Raw genomic sequence first — 15,415 nt, 5'->3', positions numbered from 1 at the left:
CCGCCTCGCTGCTTCGCCAGCGTCGTGCGTGGCGATCACGGTTAGAACCGGGCTAAACACTCACGACGCAGGCTGCCGCCACCCCCTCCGCGCTCAGCCAGCCCCGAGGCACACGAACGGCCGCCGCATCGGGTCCACCGCCACCGCTTCGGCCAGGGCCAGCGCGGGTGAAGTCCCCTCGGCGAGCCGCCGGTGCAGGTCCGCCATCGTGTCCGCCGCCGCCCTGTCCCCGACCCGCGCCACCGCGCCGATGACCGTCTTCGAACCGCTCGCCAGCAGCGTTCCGGCGAAACCCAGTGCCTCCTCGCCCGGCCGGATGTGGCTCATCGCCAGCTCGCACGCGGCCAGCACCACGCGCTCCGGCGGGTTCGCGAGCCGGGTCGTCTCGTGCGCGAACAGCGGGCCGTCCACCAGTTCGACACGGGAGAACAGCGCGTTCGCCGGCTCGTGCGCGCCGTGCGCGACCAGGTGCGCCAAGCGGGTTCCGTCCAACGCGGTCAGGACCGTCGCACTCGTCGCGGCGTCGCCCTCGACCAGCTGCGCGTCCGGGTACACCGAGCGCAGCTTGCTCACCTCGCCGACCGCGCCCGGCACGCCAGGACCACCTGCCAGCAGCACCGGACCGTCCTCGGCCGGACGCTTCGCGGTGATCCACGCGGTCGCCGACGGCACGATCGACACCGGGTGCCCGCGCAGCGACGGCAATGCGCCCCACGGCATCGCGTACAGCTGGCCGATCGGAACGATCACCAGCTCGCGGTCATCGAGCGTTTTGACCAGCGACGCGGAAATCAGCGCGTCGAGCTTCTCCGCCCGCCGCCGCGCGGACGCGGACACCGTCTCGGCCAGCATCGGCGGCAGATGGTCCGGCGCGAGCGCGTCGAGGTCGGCGTGCAGCTGGGTCGCGGTCTCCACGATGTCGTCCAGCGGACCCAGTTTGAGCAGCCGGAACGTCCCGCGGTCGACGACCACCGAGTACAGCTGATTGTTGTAGGGCACCAAACTCACCAGCACGCGATCGCCGAGCGCGGCCACGACCTCGTCCGGCGTCGCGACCGGCCGCGGACGGCCCCACTGGCTGGTGTACCAGCCGAGCCTGCTCGCCTCGCGCTGCAGTTCGGCGTACCGCTGCTCCAGCGCCTTCACCGGCTCGCCTTCCAGCCGGGCGCGCTGAATGGTGCGCTGGACGTGCCGCATTTCGTTGATGTGCTTGGCCAGCACCGGATCCTCGATCACCGGCAGCGGTTCGTACCGGTAAACCTGCGCCCGGGTGCGTTCGAGCCAGGCGAACATCCGGCGCGCGCCGGCCGCGTTCCGCCGCGCGCGCCGCAGCACGAGCCGCATTGCCAGCCTGCCGAGTTCCTCGCCGTGCACGGCCGTGCCGCACAGCAGGTCGAGCCCGCCCATCCGGTCGCGGATCGTGCCGAGTTCGCGCAGTCCGGTGCGAGCCTGCGCGAGCGCCGCGCGCGGCCGGTCCTCGGCCACCGCCAATTCCGCCCGGCACAACCGGAACAGCATCCGGTGGTCGACCGGCGACGTCGCCCGCGGTGCCGGGACGTGCGTGAGAACGAGCGAGGCTTCGGAGATTTCCTTGCGGCGGATCAACAATCGCACCGCGAAGAGCCGCGCGACCGCCGCCTCGTCCCGCAGCCCGAGTGCGGCCAAGCGTTCGGCGATCGAGACGAGTTCGGCAGGCAACCGCGAGGTAGAGCGCCCTTTGCGGTCCGACAGGACCTGCTGCGCTTCCGCCCGGAACCGTGCCAGGCCGGCGATCTCGGCCCACGTTCGATTGCCGCGGCGGAGAAATCGGCGCCGCGCGTCCGACGCGGACTTTCGCGCCAGCGCGAAATCGCCCTCCAGCAACGCGGCCGCGGCCCGGGCCACCTCGGCTTCCGCGATGTGCTGGCCGGATCCGTTGGCGCGCAACTCCGGCAGCGCCTCGTCGAGGTGCCTGCCCGCCTCGTCGGCGAGACCCGCGGTGAGCAGCGCGCGAGCCTGGTCGAGCCGGATCAACGGGATCGAACCGGGCGATTCGGTGACGAGGATCCGCGCGGCTTGTTCGTAGCTGGACAAGGCTTGCGGGACGTCGCCGATGAGCTGCGCGTGATCGCCGAGGTTTTGCCGGATCTTGCCCTCCAGCAGGGTGTGCCCGTTCTCGCGGGCGAAGCCGAGCGCGCGCTCCAAGTCGGCTTGCGCGGCGTTCGGATGGTTCAACGCCATCTGCACCAGAGCGCGGTTCAGGAGCATGACGACCAGCGTCCGGCGGCTGTCGTCGAACTCGGCCTCGATTCCGGGGATGACGGCGTCGTACACCGAAAGCGATTCGCTGGACCGGCCGCCGCGCATCAGCACCACCGCGCGCTGGCCGGTGACCAGCAAGCCCAGCTCGCGGGCGACCTTGCTCTCCGGGAGCTGGTCGCGAAGCTGGCGCGCGGTCTCCAGGTGCACGAGACCGGCGTCGGTGGAGGCGACCTCGGCCTCGGCGGCGCCGAGGCTCACCAGGACGCGGACCTGCAGTTCCCGGTGTTCGGGCAGCGGTTCGGCAACGCGCGCCAGCCGCGTGATCGCGCTGCGGAACAACCGCACCGCGATACCGGGCCGCTGGTCGGACGCGGCGGCCCGGCCGCGCGCGTACAGATCGGACGCCGCCGCGATCGTTCGATCATGGACGGGCGCGGACACGGACTCTATGGGAGCACACCTCCGCCACTGTCCATAACGCCCGTCCGGGTTTCTCAGAGCACGACGGTCGGCGTGACGACGGTGCGGCGGTGCGGGCCGGCGCCGAGGTGCACGAGGATCTGCGTGGTTCCGCAGGGGACGCGTTCGAGCACGAACCGGCCGCCTTCGTCGGTCGCCGTCGCGAACGTGCCGTGATCGGCGACGCGGACCTCCACGTCGTACTCGCCGGCGGGCGCGAGCCAGCCGTCGATCCGGTGCACCTTCCCGATTTTGGTCAGGTTGATCATCACGGTCAGATCGCTGACGGTGAACGTGATCGTGCCGGTCGCCGTGCTGCGCACGCCTGCCAGTTCGTCGAGCCGTTCCCAGCGTGCGACCTCGACGTCGAGGTTCTCGAGTTCGAGCGCGAACTGGACCCGCTGCACCAGATCGTCCGGCGGCGGGTCGAGTTCGTCGAGGAACCGGCCGATATCGGCCAGGATGGCCTCGTCGTCCGGAACCGCGTGGCCGTGTCCCGGCCTGCCGATGTCGTCGCTCACCGGGCACCCCCTTCTCCTGCGAGCAGATCGCGCATCGAGTCGAGGCAGCGGCCCCTGGTGGGCCCGACGCTGCCGCGCGGCATCTGCATAGCCTCGGCCACCGCCCGGTACTCGGCGCGGCCGGCGAGAACGGTCAGCCGCAGCAGCTCCTGGCAGCGTGCGGGCAGCCGGAGAAAGGCGCGCCAGACCCGGCGATCCCGGTCGGCGCGGACGGCTTCCTCCTCAGGCGCGGGATGATCGCTTTCCAGCGTCGCGGCGACCTCGTCCGACAGCGGCACCGGCTGGGCGCGCCTGCCGTAGGGACGGGTCGCCTCCCGGCGAGTCGTGGTGATCAGCCAAGCAGCGAGCGCGCGGGGGTCGCGCAGCTTCGCGAGCTGACTGAACAGAGCGAGCCACACGGTCTGGACCACGTCCTCGGCCAGTTGCCGGTCGAGCCCGTTGGCGCGCGCGACGTGCCACACGAGCGGCGTCAGCTCGTCGACGAGTTTCGCCATGGCGCGCCGATCGCCGCCCCGCGCCGCTTCCATGCACGCGGCGTGCAAGTCGGCGCCGGTCAAGCCTTCCCAGGGCGGGTCTACCTCGGTGGTGTGCACGTCGGTCACCGTAGCTGCCTCACTCCGGAGGTGGGCCGACCTGGGCGAGCAAGCCTCCGGTCGTGTCGGCACGTCCGGACCCGTCGCGGGTCGCCTCTCCGGTCGGGTACCGGATCGATCGTGATTAGTGCGCGCTCTTTCAGTGGTGTCGGTGATGCGGATGATGTCCAGGGGCACGGTGGGTGCCCCGTGGGTGGGCTCTTGGTTGAGGAGCGAACAACTGGCTCTGGGATACATCGATCTCTGACTTTTCCGGGTAAGTTTTTTCGCGGAGCCGGTTGGGGCGGTTTTCATGCCGTTCGATTGCGGGTCGGCGGCAGGTTCGCGCAGGTCACCGGCCAGACCCCAGGACCCGACCGGCTGGGCTCCCCCTCCAGCACGGCCGTGTCCCGGCAGCTCCGCCGGACCCGACGGGTCCCCCAACGACCCATCGCGCCCCGCCGGGCTGGGGTCAGCCGGACGAATCCCTCCCCTGAATCCGCCCGCCCGCACCAGCCCGGAAACTGTTTCACCAGCCCCGCCGGACCGATCCCTCCCCTGGACCCCTCCGGCCCGCCGGTCCTTGCTCGCCACCCTGCCGACAAGCGGACCCCTCCCCCGGATCGGATCAGGTCAGCTCACCGACCCGGTCCGGCCGAGCGGATTCCTCCCCGAACCGCCTGACCGGACCGAGCCGCAAGCCCGACCCCCAGCCGGGCCAGCCCGCACAACCCGCCGACCGCGCGAACCCCCTCCCCGAAGTCCACTCGGTCGGACAGGATTGGCAAGCCAACCCGTCAGTCCCACCGGACCAGCGAGCGAAGCCCGCCAGCCGGACAAATCCCTCCCCGGATCTGTCCCACCGCGCCAGCCCGCAAGCCGGTCCGCCACTTCCGCCGGACCAGCCCGCGTGACCCGCCAGCTCCACGAACCCCTCGCGAGATCCGCTCAGCCGGACAGGTCAGCAGGGCCAACCCGCCAGTCCCGCCGAACCAGCCCGCGAAACCCGCCAGCCGGACGAGTCCTCCCCAGACCCGTCCCGCCGCGCCAGCCCGCAAGCCGGTCCGCCAGTCCTGCCGAACCAACCCGCGAAACCCGCCAGCCGGACAAGTCCTCCCCAGACCCGTCCCGCCGCGCCAGCCCGCGAGCCGGTCCGCTTGGGTGTGGCCGTTGCCGCTGTTCCGGTGGGCTCGGCAGCCGGTCGGGTCCCCTCAGAACCCGTCCGGCCGGGCCGGGTCCCCCAGACCCGGGCCGAGCGGAACCGGACCGGCGGCGTGGCCAGCCCCTGTCGTCATGTGCGTCGGTCGCTTCGCACTGGCCGATGGCCTGCTCGCCCCCCCTTGTGCCGAGCAGGTCGCCGGGTCTCGTGCGTTCGTGCGGGTGCGCACCGGCCGGCGTGAAGTGTTCGCTCGTGCCGACCGGTGCTTCCCGCCCCCAGGGGAGCCCGCTCCCCTTTCGGGCCCCGCCGGAGGGGATTCCTCCCCGAACCCCTCCGGCTGACGACGTCCGGCAGCCCCCTCGGCTCCCGGGCGCCGCCCGTCTCGCTACTTGGCAGTACCGGTGTCGTCGAGCGGCTCGTGGTTGCCGTCCGGCTGCACTCCCCGGTTCGCCCCAGGCGCGGGGCTCGTCTTGACGGGCGGAACGGTGGTTCGCGGCTGCCGCTCGTCCTTCTGATCCGCAGGCATGTGGCCCTCCCTTTCCTTGGTTCGCCCCATAGGACGCATCCAGAGTGCGCCTAGATACACGGAGCGCCAAAGTTTTTGGGAATTTTGTGAACCTGCCGGTCAGGATGGCCGCGCCACCTCCCCCGGATGCCAACCGTCAGTGACGATCGGTAACCCCTCCGAGAGCGCGGCGGCCCACGCGCGGTAACCGATCGGGCCGGGATGAAAACGGTCAGCAGCGAACATTCCCGGACGGAGCAATCCCGGTGCCAGCGGGATGTGCGTGACCCCGGGAAGCCGGGTCAACCCTCGCGCCGCCTGGTCGAGCGCGACCGACCGCGCGCCCAGCAAGTCGCGGAGCGGCCGGGGCAAGGACGGGAAACTCGCCATTGGAGGCACGCCCGCGAGAACGACCGGGACATCGCCGGCCCTTCGCCGCACCTCGACGATGATCGCCAGCAGATCGCGCCGGTACCGCGCTGCCGAGTGCAGCTCCAGGGTGTCGTTCACGCCGAGGACGACGACCACGACGTCCGCCTCCCGGACACGCGGAACCAGCTCGTCGAGAACCACTCGTGCCGACGCGCCGGTGATGCCCAGCGCGTGCCATCGCACCTCCCGGTCCGGATACGCGCGGGCGAGCCCCACCGCGAGCTGGCCGGTGAGCGCGTCGGCGTGGGTGAGCGCGCCGACGCCGTCCACCGTCGATTCGCCGATGACGGTGAGCCGCAATGGACGCCCGGTGCCGAGAGTGCCCTCGATCGGACCCGTGGCCCCGGGAAGCCGCGGAGTCGCCCGACGCACCCGAACAGCCTGCGCGACGAGCACGGGTGCCATCAGGAAAAGGAGGAACAGCCGAAGAACTGCCATGCCTCCGACAGTAACGAGGGGCTACGACAGATCCGGGGCGTCGAGGGGAGTTGTCCACAGGGGATGTGAGTTGTGGACAACCCTGGGGACAGCTTGGGGAAACCCTCCGCCAGCAGCATGTCTGCAACTGCCGACAGAACCGTCAGACGCGGGCAGCAGGGGCTGCGGGCAACCCCGCTGCAGGTGGCAGGGTCCGCGGGCAAGCCCATCGCAGACGGCAGGGTCCGCAGGCAACCGTGTCGGCGGGCGGCGGGGGCACACCCCCCGCAGATGGCAGAGTCCGCAGGCAAACCCACCGCAGACGGCAGGGTCCGACAGGTGAGCCCACCGCAGACGGCAGGGTCCGCAGGCAACCGTGTCGGCGGGCGGCGGGGGCACACCCCCGCAGATGGCAGGGGGCGCGGGCACACCCCCGCAGGTGGCAGAGTCGGCGGACAACCCCATCGCGGGCAGCAGGGCGAGCAACCCCGCCACACCCGCCAGCATCCGCAGGCAACCCCGCCACACCCGTCAGCATCCGCAGGCAACCCCGCCACACCCGCCACTATCCGCAGGCCCCCGCGGGTGTCGGCAACCGCAGACACCCGCGTCACTGAGCGATCGACACCGTCTTCCCGGTCAGAGAATCGTCCTCGGCCGCATCCAGCAAGAACCGCGCCACGTTCGCGCGCGGGATCTGGAATCTCCGCCGCACATCACGCCCCACCTCGCTGCGCACGTGCTCCCGAGCGGGCTTGTCCGTCAGCCTCGTCGGGCGCACGATCGTCCATCGCACGTCCGGAGCGTCGTGCAGGATCGACTCCATCCGTTGCAGGTCGGCGTATCCATTGCGCAACACCGCACCCAGCAACGGCTTCAGCACCAGCTTCGAGAACAGGCTGTCGCCCTTGGCGGGCAGGCCGGACGCGCTCACCACCACGAACCGCGTCCGGGAACCGCGCAGTGCGGAGACCACGGAGCGGGTGCCGTCGGAGTTGACCGTCGTCGGCTTGAGATCCGACGGGCCGAGGGCCAGGACGACCGCGTCACGGCCGGTCACCGCATGAGCCAGGCCGGCATCGGTCAGGGAGTGAACCGCGACGTCCAATCGGGGATGCGCGGGGACGGTCAACCGCGCGGGGTCGCGGACCACGGCGGTGACGTGCCATCCGCGCGCCAGCGCTTCCCGCACCGCCAGGCCGCCGATCCGGCCGCTCGCGCCCAGGACGGTGATCTTCATGAGAGACCTCCAAGGAGGGGTGAGTAAACACTTACCGGCTAGGGTAAGTGAACACTCACCGCACTGAGAAGGGCCTCAGGGAGCACGCATGGGAAGCCGCGAGGAGATCGTCGCCGCAGCAGCGGCGGTCATGCGGGAGCAGGGGTACGCGCACGCCACGACCAAGGCGATCGCGCAGGCCTCGGGTTACTCGGAAGCCTTGCTGTACAAGCACTTCCGCGACAAGACCGCACTCTTCCTCGCGGTGCTGAAAGAGGAGCTGCCCGACCTTGCCGCCACGGCGGCGAGACTCACCGAGCATCCCGGGAAGGCCGAGCTCGGCGACAATCTCGCCGAGCTGACTGCCACGGCGCTGGCCTTCTACTGCGCGAGCTTCCCAATCTCCGTTTCGCTCTTCTCCTCGCGCGACCTGCTCCGCACCCACCGGGACAGCCTCGAAAACGGGCCCGACCTGCCGATCCAGCACGTCGCAGGCTATCTCGCCGCCGAGGTCAAGCTGGGCAGACTGCGGGCCGATCTCGACGTCGAGGCCGCGGCCAGGCTGCTGCTCGGCGCGTGTTTCCAGGAAGCGTTCCTCGCGTCCTTCGAGGAACGCCCGCCGCGACCAGACCTCACCCACCGGCTCGGCGCGACCCTGGAACAGCTCGGCTAGTCGCGGTTCTTCCGCAGCTCGTGCCACCGGTCGTACAGGTTGTTGACCTCGACCAGCATGAACGCCAGGAAGTCCCGCATCTCGGCCAGCCGTTTCCCGGCGGGAGTGTCCGGGCCGAGCGCGTCGACGCCGTCGGTGGCCGCGTCGCGCCACATGATCAGGAAGCGGTCGCGTTTGAGGAAAGTCGCGTACCAGAGGTCGTCGTAGAGCTGGTAGTGGTCGCGGCGCTCGCCGGGTTCGCGCACCTTCCGCACCAGGCCGATCTGGTCCAGGTACCGCACCGCGCCGGAGATCGCGGCCGGGCTCACCGACAGCTGTTCCGCCAGTTCGGCAGCCGTCAGCTGCCCCGAGTCGGTCGTCATCAGGGCCGCGAACACCCGCGCTGACATGCGCTGCATGCCGATCTGGGACATCACCAGACCCAGGCTTTCGACGTAGCGGCGGACGGCGTCCTCGTCCCTCTTCGTCTCAGGCGTCGTCATCCGTCCATCCTCTCCCACGAGCGTCTGGATGATCACTCGGTCCAGACATTTTCTTAACTTCACAACTTCATGAAAAGAGTGTAGCTTCCGAACCATGGGAAACGCCATTGCGATCTCCGGCCTGCACAAGGCATTCGGCCGGGTAAAGGCCCTCGACGGCCTTGATCTTCAGGTTCCCGCGGGGGAAGTACACGGATTCCTCGGCCCGAACGGCGCCGGGAAGTCCACCACGATCCGGGTCCTGCTCGGACTGCTGCGCGCCGACGCAGGCGAGGTCCGGCTGCTCGGCGGCGACCCGTGGCGCGACGCGGCGAGCCTGCACCACCGGCTCGCCTACGTGCCCGGCGACGTCAACCTCTGGCCCAACCTGTCCGGCGGCGAGGTCATCGACCTGCTCGGCAGGCTGCGCGGCGGGCTCGACCAGAAGCGCCGCGAGGAACTGGTCGAGCGCTTCGACCTCGACCCGCGCAAAAAGGGCCGCACGTACTCGAAGGGCAACCGGCAGAAGGTCGCCATCGTCGCGGCGCTCGCATCCACTGTGGACTTGCTGCTGCTCGACGAGCCCACCTCGGGCCTCGACCCGTTGATGGAGGCCACCTTCCAGGAGGTCATCCAGGAGGAACGCGCGCAGGGCCGCACCGTTTTGCTGTCCAGCCACATCCTCGCCGAGGTGGAAGCCTTGTGCGACAAGGTGAGCATCATCCGGGGCGGCCGCACCGTCGAATCCGGCACGCTCGCCGAACTGCGCCATCTGACCCGCACGTCGATCACCGCGGAGCTGGCCGGACCGCCGAACGGCCTCGCCGAACTCGCCGACGTGCACGACCTCAAAATGGAGGGCACCCGCGTCCGCTTCGACGTGGAAACACGCTCGCTAGAGGACGCGCTGCGCCAGCTGACCCAGATCGGAGTGCGCAGCCTGGAGAGCCGTCCGCCGACGCTTGAGGAACTCTTCCTGCGCCACTACGCGGACGAACTCGAGGCCGGGAAATGAGCGGCGCGCTCAACGGCACCGGGCCGCTCATCCGGCTCGCCCTTCGCCGCGACCGGATCATCCTGCCGATCTGGATCGTCCTGCTCAGCCTCATCCCGGTGGCCACGATCAGCAGTTACGACCAGTTTTATCCGACCGCGGCGAGCCGGGCGGGGCTCGTCGCGTCGGCCGCCGCGAACCCGTCGTTCGCGCTGCTCTACGGCCCGGCGTTCAATCTCGCCACGGCGGGCGGGTTCATCGCCTGGCGGATGGGCGGATTCCTGGCGCTGCTGACCGGCCTGATGGCGGTCTTCACGCTCACCCGGCACACCCGCGCGGAGGAGGACACCGGCCGCGCCGAACTGCTGGCGTCCACTGTGGTCGGTCGATACGCGCCGCTCACCGCCGCGCTCGCGGTGACCGGCGGGGCGAGCGTGCTCATCGGGGTGCTGCAAGCGATCACGCTGGCGGCGAAGGTTCCCGCGGCGGGTTCCGTCGCGCTCGGCGCGAGCACTGCGCTCGCCGGGCTGGTTTTCACCGGCGTCGCCGCGGTCGCCGCGCAACTCGGCGAGTACTCGCGCACCGCGAACGGCATCGGCACGGCCGTGCTCGGCGCCGCGTTTCTGTTGCGTGGCGCGGGTGATTCGACCACCGACGCGCACTGGCTGTCGTGGCTGTCGCCGCTCGGCTGGGCGCAGCAGATCCGGCCGTTCGCCGAGGAACGTTGGTGGGTACTGATCTTGCCCGTCGCGACCACGCTCGTGCTGTGTGCCGTGGCCTACGCGCTGCTGCCGCGTCGTGACGTCGGCGTCGGCCTGCTTCCGCCGCGGCTCGGCCCCAGCGAAGCCGTGCCGTCGCTGCGGTCTCCGTTCTCGCTGGCCTGGCGGCTGCAGCGCGGTCCGTTGTTCGGCTGGCTGGTCGGGCTCGCGGTCGGCGGCGCGTTGTTCGGGACGATCGCGCAGGGCATTTCCGGCCTGGTCGGCGGCACCGAGCAGAGCAGGCAGATCTTCGAACGGCTCGGCGGATCGCATGGACTGGTCGACGCTTTCCTCGCCACGATGGTCAGCCTGTTCGCGATGCTCGCTTCGCTCTACGGCGTGCAGGCGACGCTGCGGATGCGCGCCGAGGAAACCTCGATCCGGCTGGAACCGCTGCTGGCCACACGGGTTGGACGGCTGCGCTGGGCCGCGAGCCATCTGGTGTTCGCGTTCGTCGGCAGTGCGTTGCTCGTGCTCGTCGGAGGCGTGCTGCTCGGGCTGTCGAACGGGCTGCGCAGCGGTGACGTCGGCCGCTCGGTCGGGAACATGGTGGCGGCCGTCGCGGTGCAGGTGCCCGCGGCGTGGGTGATCGTCGCGGTGGCCGCGCTGATCTTCGGGCTGCTGCCGAAACTGGCGACCGCCGCTTGGGGCGTGGCGGCGCTGGCGTTGCTGATCAGCATGTTCGGGCCGGTCGTCAACGCGCCGCAGGTGCTGCTGGACGTCTCGCCGTTCCAGCATCCGCCGAAGGTGCCCGGCGAGGTGTTCACCGCTTTGCCGCTGGTCGTCTTGCTGGCGGTTTCGGCGGTGGTGCTCGCGGTGGGCCTGACCGGCTGGCGGCGGCGCGACGTCGGCTGAGGTCAGCGTTCGTCGCGGAAGAACGGGCGCAGCGTGGTCGGCGGGGGTGCCGACGGGCTCGGCTGAGCCGGGGTGACCGACACCGTGGCCGTGGTCGTGCGCGGCGGCGGGGCCGGGGGTGCCGGCGGGCGATGGGTCACGGTGATCGGCGGCAGAGGGAGGCCGGTCACCGTGACCGTCACCTGCTGCACGGGCGGCGGAGTGGGCGGCGACGACTCTCCGGCCGGACGCGGAGTGCGACCGGCGACCAGCAGCGCGGCGACGAGCAGCCCGCCCGCCAGCCCGGCGAGACCGGTCACGACGACATAACCCCAGGTGGGAGCGGTGTCCGACATCCGGCACCTCCTCGCCGCACGGTCACTCGGCTACGAGGGTTTCGTCGCGTTGATCATAAGCCTCGTTACGCACTGTGCAACTTGACATATACAGACTCAACTTATGTAACACTGTCCGCGTGAGGGGGATTCTCCGCTCGCCGGACTTCCGGCGGCTCTGGCTCGCCGACGTCCTCAGCCAGGTCGGCAACCGCATCGACTTCCTGGTGATCCCGCTGCTGGCGACCACGACACTCGCCGCGTCCGTGGCCGAGGTTTCGCTGCTGCGGACGCTGAGCACACTCCCGTACCTGCTGCTCGGACTGCAGGTGGGCGCGTGGTGCGACCGGATGCGCAACCGGCCGGTGCTGATCACCGCCGACCTCGCCCGTGCGGCACTCATCGGCTCGGTGCCGCTCGCCGCGGTCTTCGGATCGCTGACGCTGGGCCATCTGTACGTCGTCGTGCTGCTGGCCGGCGGGTTCACCGTCTTCTTCAACGTCGCGCACCAGACCTATCTGCCGAACCTCGTCGAACGCGGCGAACTGCCCGACGCGAACGCCCGGCTGCAGACGAACCTGTCCGTCGCCGCGATCGCCGGGCCGGGTCTCGGCGGGATGATCGTGCAGTTCGTCGGCGGTGCGGGCGCGATGGCTGTCGACGCGTTGACCTACCTGTGGTCCGCCGCCTGGCTGCGCCGGATTCGCATGCCGGACGCGCGGCCCGAGCCCGCGGAGCGGAACCTCCGCCGCGAGATCGGCGAGGGACTGCGGACGGTTGTGCACAATCCGCTCCTGCGGGCGATCGCCCTGCACGGTGCCGTGTCGAGCCTGTTCCAGTCGATGTTCATGGCGGTGTCGACGGTGTTCATGGTCCGCGACCTGCACGTCGCACCGTTCATGATCGGCTTGCTCGGCACGATCTCGCTGATCGGAGCCCTGCTCGCGAGCGGAATCGCGCGACGGCTCGGCGCGCGCTTCGGCGCCGCGCGGGCGTTGTATTTCGGTGCCGCCGTGTACAGCGTTTCGTTCCTGCTCAACGCCTTCGCGACCCAAGGCTGGGGCCTCGCTTGGTGGGTAGCGGGCGGTTTCGGGTCGAGTTTCGGGATCATCGTGCTCGGCGTGTTCGAGACGAGCTTCCGGCAGGCGGTCACCCCGCACGAACTGTTGGGCCGTGTCTCGTCGGTGTCGCAGACGGTCGTTTTCGGCATTGCCCCGCTCGGCAGCCTGCTCGGCGGCTTCATCGCCGAACTCACCTCGACCCGGGTCACGCTGTACGTGTGCGGCATCGGAATCCTTGCCGCGTCAGCGATTCTCATCGCTTCGCCGCTTCGCAAGATGCGCGATCTGCCGCTAGCTGAGGGTGCGGTCAAGAACGATTAGGGGGACAGCAAGCGCGGCTAGGACGGCTCCGATGAGGCTGACCCAGGCGAGGGCAGTGCCTTGGGTAAGCGCGGCTGCCGCCAGAACGGGAGTGGCACTGATCCCCAACTGGAAAGCCGAAACCGTGGTCGCCCCGGCGAGTGCCGGAGCGTCGGCGGCGATGGCGAAGACCCGGCCGTAGATCGCGGGATTCAGCACGAAAGCCGCTACTCCGAGCAGGAACACCGTGGGAAGCATCGCCCACGTGTGGTGGATCGCGATGATCATGACGACCGAAAGAACCGCGATCGCCACAGCTCCGGAGAGGAGCGCGGGGTGGGGTCGCCGGTCGGAGATGCGTCCGCCGACGGAGAGGCCGACGAAAGCGCCGATACCGAAAAGGGCGAGGACCGCGGGGATCCAGACCGTGGGGACGCCGGTGATCTCGGCGAGCATGGCGGAGAGGTAGTTGAACGTGATCATGTACGCCGCTGTCGTGAGGATCGTGATCCCGTAAATGCCCCAGAGCCGCGGTTTGCCGATCGTGGCCAGCTCTCCCGCCACGCTTGGCCGAGCCGCCGGCCGGGTCGCCGCGGGGATCCCGAGCGAACCGGCGAAGACCGCGGCGAGCGTCAGTGCGACCACGGCCCAGAATCCGCCGCGCCACTGGGTGAAATGGCTGAGCAACGTGCCTGCCGGTCCGCCGGCGACCATGGCCACGCTCAGGCCGCTGACCACGACCCCGGAGGCGCGGGCGTTGCGGTCCGGGGTGACGAGGCTGATCGCGGTCACCGACGCGACGGCGAAGAAACCGGCGTAGGCCACGCCCGAGACGACCCGGCTCACCAGCAAGACCGGGTAGTCGCCCAGCAGCCCGGCGGCGACGCTGGCGGCGAACACTCCTTGGGTGGCCATCAGTGCGGTGCGGCGGGGCCAGCGCAGGCTGAGCACGGCGAACGGCGGCCCGCCGATGACGACGCCGAGCGCGAACGCGGTGATGAGAAAACCGGCGGAGGACAACGAAACCTGGAGATCGCCGGCCACCGCGGGCAGCACGCCCGCCAGGAGAAACTCCGCGCTGCCCATCGCGAACAGGCTGAAGGAGAGCAGATAGACGCCGACGGGCAGGCGTGCGGACGTTTCGATGGTCTTGCTCATCAAACAAGCACCTCCGCGACCAGGATCGGAATCCACCACCGGAAGCGGCAAGAAACGTTGCCGTTTCCGGGACGCATTGGTTGACTGCGCCGCATGAGCGACCACCCCACCGTCGACAGCGTGCTCGAACAGATCGCGCCCCGGCTGCGGCAGGCGCGGGACAACCAGGGCGTCAGCCTGGCCGACCTCGCACGAGCCACCGGCATCTCGACGAGCACGTTGTCCCGGCTGGAATCCGGGCAGCGCAAGCCGAGCCTCGAACTGCTGTTGCCGATCACCGCGGCGCTGGGCGTACCGTTCGACGAGATCGTCGCCGCGCCTCGGATCGTCGACCCGCGCGTGCCCCAGCAACCGGCCAAGAAGGACGGGCGCGTGCTGATCGCGTTGTCCCGGCACCAGGGCGAAATCCGCGCCTACAAACAACTCATCCCGGCGCACGACGAAGAGCCCCACCTGCGTACCCACGACGGACACGAATGGCTCTACGTTCTCCGCGGACGCCTACGCGTACGCCTGAGCGAGCACGACTTCATCATGGGACACGGCGAAGCGGCCGAGTTCGACTGCCACATCCCGCATTGGTTCGGTGCCGCGGGCAAGGGCGACGTCGAAATCCTCAGCCTCTTCAGCAAGTCCGGCGAACGCATCCACCTGCGCACCGGCCGCCGCTAGACCTTGCGCAGACCGTCCAGCAGTACGCGCACCAGGTGTCGACTGTCCGGCGTAAAGCGCTCCACCGCGAGCGCGCCGACGATGAGCGCGCGAAGGTCTTCGCCGTCGATGTCCGTGCGTACAGCGCCTGCGGCTTGCGCGCGTTCCAGAAGCGCAGTGAGGTTCACGCGAAACCGCTCCGCTGCTTCGGCCTTGTACGCAGAACCGCTTGTCTCACCGAGCGCTTCGCAGATCGCACGGTTACGCGACGCCTGCTCGATGACGCGCGTGAAGTAGTCGTAGAACGCTTCGCCTGGCTCGTCGGAGTCGATCAACTCCTGTGCCTCGACGCCGTACTGCTCCAGCCGCTCCACGACGACGGCCTGGAACAGTGCTTCCTTGCTGGGGAAGTGCCGGTAGACAGTGCCCGCGCCTACGCCAGCCAATCGCGCGATGTCGTCGAGGGGCACCGAGAGCCCGTCGACGGCGAACGCTGCTTCGGCGGCAGCCAGCACACGGGCGCGGTTCCGGCGCGCGTCCGCGCGGAGCGCAGGCTTCTCCACCGGCTATCTCCTCTGATCTCAAAGTGGTGCGGTCGTCCGATTCTTCCTTGGAACGATCTCCGCCGCTTCTGACCGTGTCTCAGATCTCCAGGCCGTCGTTGA

15 protein-coding genes are annotated in these 15,415 nt (G+C 69.9%); 5 read left to right on the top strand and 10 right to left on the bottom strand.

Annotated elements, in window-relative coordinates; all coding sequences use genetic code 11:
* Positions 1 to 93: 93 nt before the first annotated feature.
* From A4R44_RS22300 to A4R44_RS22280, 6 genes are all read right to left on the bottom strand, one after another.
* A complete protein-coding gene (locus A4R44_RS22300; RefSeq protein ID WP_067583901.1) occupies positions 94 to 2,682 on the bottom strand; it encodes a CHAT domain-containing protein in 2,589 nt (862 codons plus the stop codon).
* A gap of 53 nt (positions 2,683 to 2,735) precedes the next feature.
* Positions 2,736 to 3,221, bottom strand: coding sequence for a hypothetical protein (locus tag A4R44_RS49175; RefSeq protein ID WP_067583898.1), 486 nt, complete (start codon positions 3,219 to 3,221; stop codon positions 2,736 to 2,738).
* Positions 3,218 to 3,823, bottom strand: a complete 606-nt coding sequence (locus A4R44_RS22290) for an RNA polymerase sigma factor (RefSeq protein WP_067583896.1) — start codon at positions 3,821 to 3,823, stop codon at positions 3,218 to 3,220. The genes A4R44_RS49175 and A4R44_RS22290 overlap by 4 nt, the downstream gene beginning before the upstream one ends.
* Positions 3,824 to 5,337: 1,514 nt before the next feature.
* On the bottom strand, positions 5,338 to 5,478 hold the full coding sequence (locus A4R44_RS48160; protein ID WP_157904962.1) for a hypothetical protein: 141 nt from the start codon (positions 5,476 to 5,478) through the stop codon (positions 5,338 to 5,340).
* 99 nt (positions 5,479 to 5,577) lie between these two features.
* Positions 5,578 to 6,327, bottom strand: a complete 750-nt coding sequence (locus A4R44_RS22285; protein ID WP_095213517.1) for an SGNH/GDSL hydrolase family protein — start codon at positions 6,325 to 6,327, stop codon at positions 5,578 to 5,580.
* 589 nt (positions 6,328 to 6,916) lie between these two features.
* Positions 6,917 to 7,546, bottom strand: coding sequence for an NAD(P)-dependent oxidoreductase (locus tag A4R44_RS22280; protein ID WP_067583894.1), 630 nt, complete (start codon positions 7,544 to 7,546; stop codon positions 6,917 to 6,919).
* 88 nt (positions 7,547 to 7,634) lie between these two features.
* Here A4R44_RS22280 and A4R44_RS22275 point away from each other — a divergent pair, with 88 nt between their 5' ends.
* Complete coding sequence (locus A4R44_RS22275) at positions 7,635 to 8,198, top strand: TetR/AcrR family transcriptional regulator (RefSeq protein ID WP_067583890.1); 564 nt, start codon at positions 7,635 to 7,637, stop codon at positions 8,196 to 8,198.
* Here A4R44_RS22275 and A4R44_RS22270 read toward each other — a convergent pair.
* Positions 8,195 to 8,680, bottom strand: coding sequence for a GbsR/MarR family transcriptional regulator (locus tag A4R44_RS22270; RefSeq protein WP_067583888.1), 486 nt, complete (start codon positions 8,678 to 8,680; stop codon positions 8,195 to 8,197). The two genes, A4R44_RS22275 and A4R44_RS22270, sit on opposite strands and share 4 nt — an antisense overlap.
* Positions 8,681 to 8,774: 94 nt before the next feature.
* Here A4R44_RS22270 and A4R44_RS22265 point away from each other — a divergent pair, with 94 nt between their 5' ends.
* Together A4R44_RS22265 and A4R44_RS22260 are read left to right on the top strand one after the other, a co-directional pair.
* Positions 8,775 to 9,674, top strand: a complete 900-nt coding sequence (locus tag A4R44_RS22265; RefSeq protein ID WP_067583885.1) for an ABC transporter ATP-binding protein — start codon at positions 8,775 to 8,777, stop codon at positions 9,672 to 9,674.
* A complete protein-coding gene (locus tag A4R44_RS22260; protein ID WP_067583882.1) occupies positions 9,671 to 11,266 on the top strand; it encodes an ABC transporter permease in 1,596 nt (531 codons plus the stop codon). The genes A4R44_RS22265 and A4R44_RS22260 overlap by 4 nt, the downstream gene beginning before the upstream one ends.
* Positions 11,267 to 11,268: 2 nt before the next feature.
* Here A4R44_RS22260 and A4R44_RS22255 read toward each other — a convergent pair whose 3' ends face one another.
* The gene (locus tag A4R44_RS22255) at positions 11,269 to 11,601 is read right to left on the bottom strand and encodes a hypothetical protein (RefSeq protein WP_067583879.1); all 333 of its coding nucleotides are present in this window, start codon (positions 11,599 to 11,601) and stop codon (positions 11,269 to 11,271) included.
* Between the two features lie 119 nt (positions 11,602 to 11,720).
* Here A4R44_RS22255 and A4R44_RS22250 point away from each other — a divergent pair, with 119 nt between their 5' ends.
* Entirely contained in the window at positions 11,721 to 12,962 is a 1,242-nt protein-coding gene (locus A4R44_RS22250) for an MFS transporter (protein WP_067583876.1), read from the top strand.
* Here A4R44_RS22250 and A4R44_RS22245 read toward each other — a convergent pair.
* A complete protein-coding gene (locus A4R44_RS22245; RefSeq protein WP_067583873.1) occupies positions 12,933 to 14,099 on the bottom strand; it encodes an MFS transporter in 1,167 nt (388 codons plus the stop codon). The two genes, A4R44_RS22250 and A4R44_RS22245, sit on opposite strands and share 30 nt — an antisense overlap.
* A gap of 93 nt (positions 14,100 to 14,192) precedes the next feature.
* Between A4R44_RS22245 and A4R44_RS22240 the strand changes: the two genes are divergently transcribed.
* Positions 14,193 to 14,771 (top strand): helix-turn-helix domain-containing protein, encoded by a 579-nt coding sequence (locus A4R44_RS22240; RefSeq protein WP_067583871.1) that lies wholly within the window; start codon positions 14,193 to 14,195, stop codon positions 14,769 to 14,771.
* On the opposite strand, the gene A4R44_RS22235 is transcribed toward A4R44_RS22240, so the two are convergent.
* Positions 14,768 to 15,313 carry a TetR/AcrR family transcriptional regulator gene (locus tag A4R44_RS22235; protein WP_067583868.1) on the bottom strand — a complete coding sequence of 182 codons (546 nt, stop codon included), beginning with the start codon at positions 15,311 to 15,313 and terminating at the stop codon, positions 14,768 to 14,770. The genes A4R44_RS22240 and A4R44_RS22235 overlap by 4 nt on opposite strands.
* Between the last annotated feature and the right edge of the window lie 102 nt (positions 15,314 to 15,415).

It is taken from the genome of Amycolatopsis sp. M39 (genome assembly GCF_001651785.1).
Taxonomy (GTDB): Bacteria; Actinomycetota; Actinomycetes; order Mycobacteriales; family Pseudonocardiaceae; genus Amycolatopsis; species Amycolatopsis rubida.
Note: the sequence above shows the minus strand (reverse complement) of the source record. Positions and strands in the feature narration are given on the sequence as shown.

Coding starts and splice junctions, on each gene's coding strand:
- A4R44_RS48160 (WP_157904962.1), bottom strand. CDS start 5,478: ATGCCTGCGGATCAGAAGGACGAGCGGCAGCCGCGAACCACCGTTCCG.
- A4R44_RS22285 (WP_095213517.1), bottom strand. CDS start 6,327: ATGGCAGTTCTTCGGCTGTTCCTCCTTTTCCTGATGGCACCCGTGCTC.
- A4R44_RS22280 (WP_067583894.1), bottom strand. CDS start 7,546: ATGAAGATCACCGTCCTGGGCGCGAGCGGCCGGATCGGCGGCCTGGCG.
- A4R44_RS22275 (WP_067583890.1), top strand. CDS start 7,635: ATGGGAAGCCGCGAGGAGATCGTCGCCGCAGCAGCGGCGGTCATGCGG.
- A4R44_RS22270 (WP_067583888.1), bottom strand. CDS start 8,680: ATGACGACGCCTGAGACGAAGAGGGACGAGGACGCCGTCCGCCGCTAC.
- A4R44_RS22265 (WP_067583885.1), top strand. CDS start 8,775: ATGGGAAACGCCATTGCGATCTCCGGCCTGCACAAGGCATTCGGCCGG.
- A4R44_RS22260 (WP_067583882.1), top strand. CDS start 9,671: ATGAGCGGCGCGCTCAACGGCACCGGGCCGCTCATCCGGCTCGCCCTT.
- A4R44_RS22255 (WP_067583879.1), bottom strand. CDS start 11,601: ATGTCGGACACCGCTCCCACCTGGGGTTATGTCGTCGTGACCGGTCTC.
- A4R44_RS22245 (WP_067583873.1), bottom strand. CDS start 14,099: ATGAGCAAGACCATCGAAACGTCCGCACGCCTGCCCGTCGGCGTCTAT.
- A4R44_RS22240 (WP_067583871.1), top strand. CDS start 14,193: ATGAGCGACCACCCCACCGTCGACAGCGTGCTCGAACAGATCGCGCCC.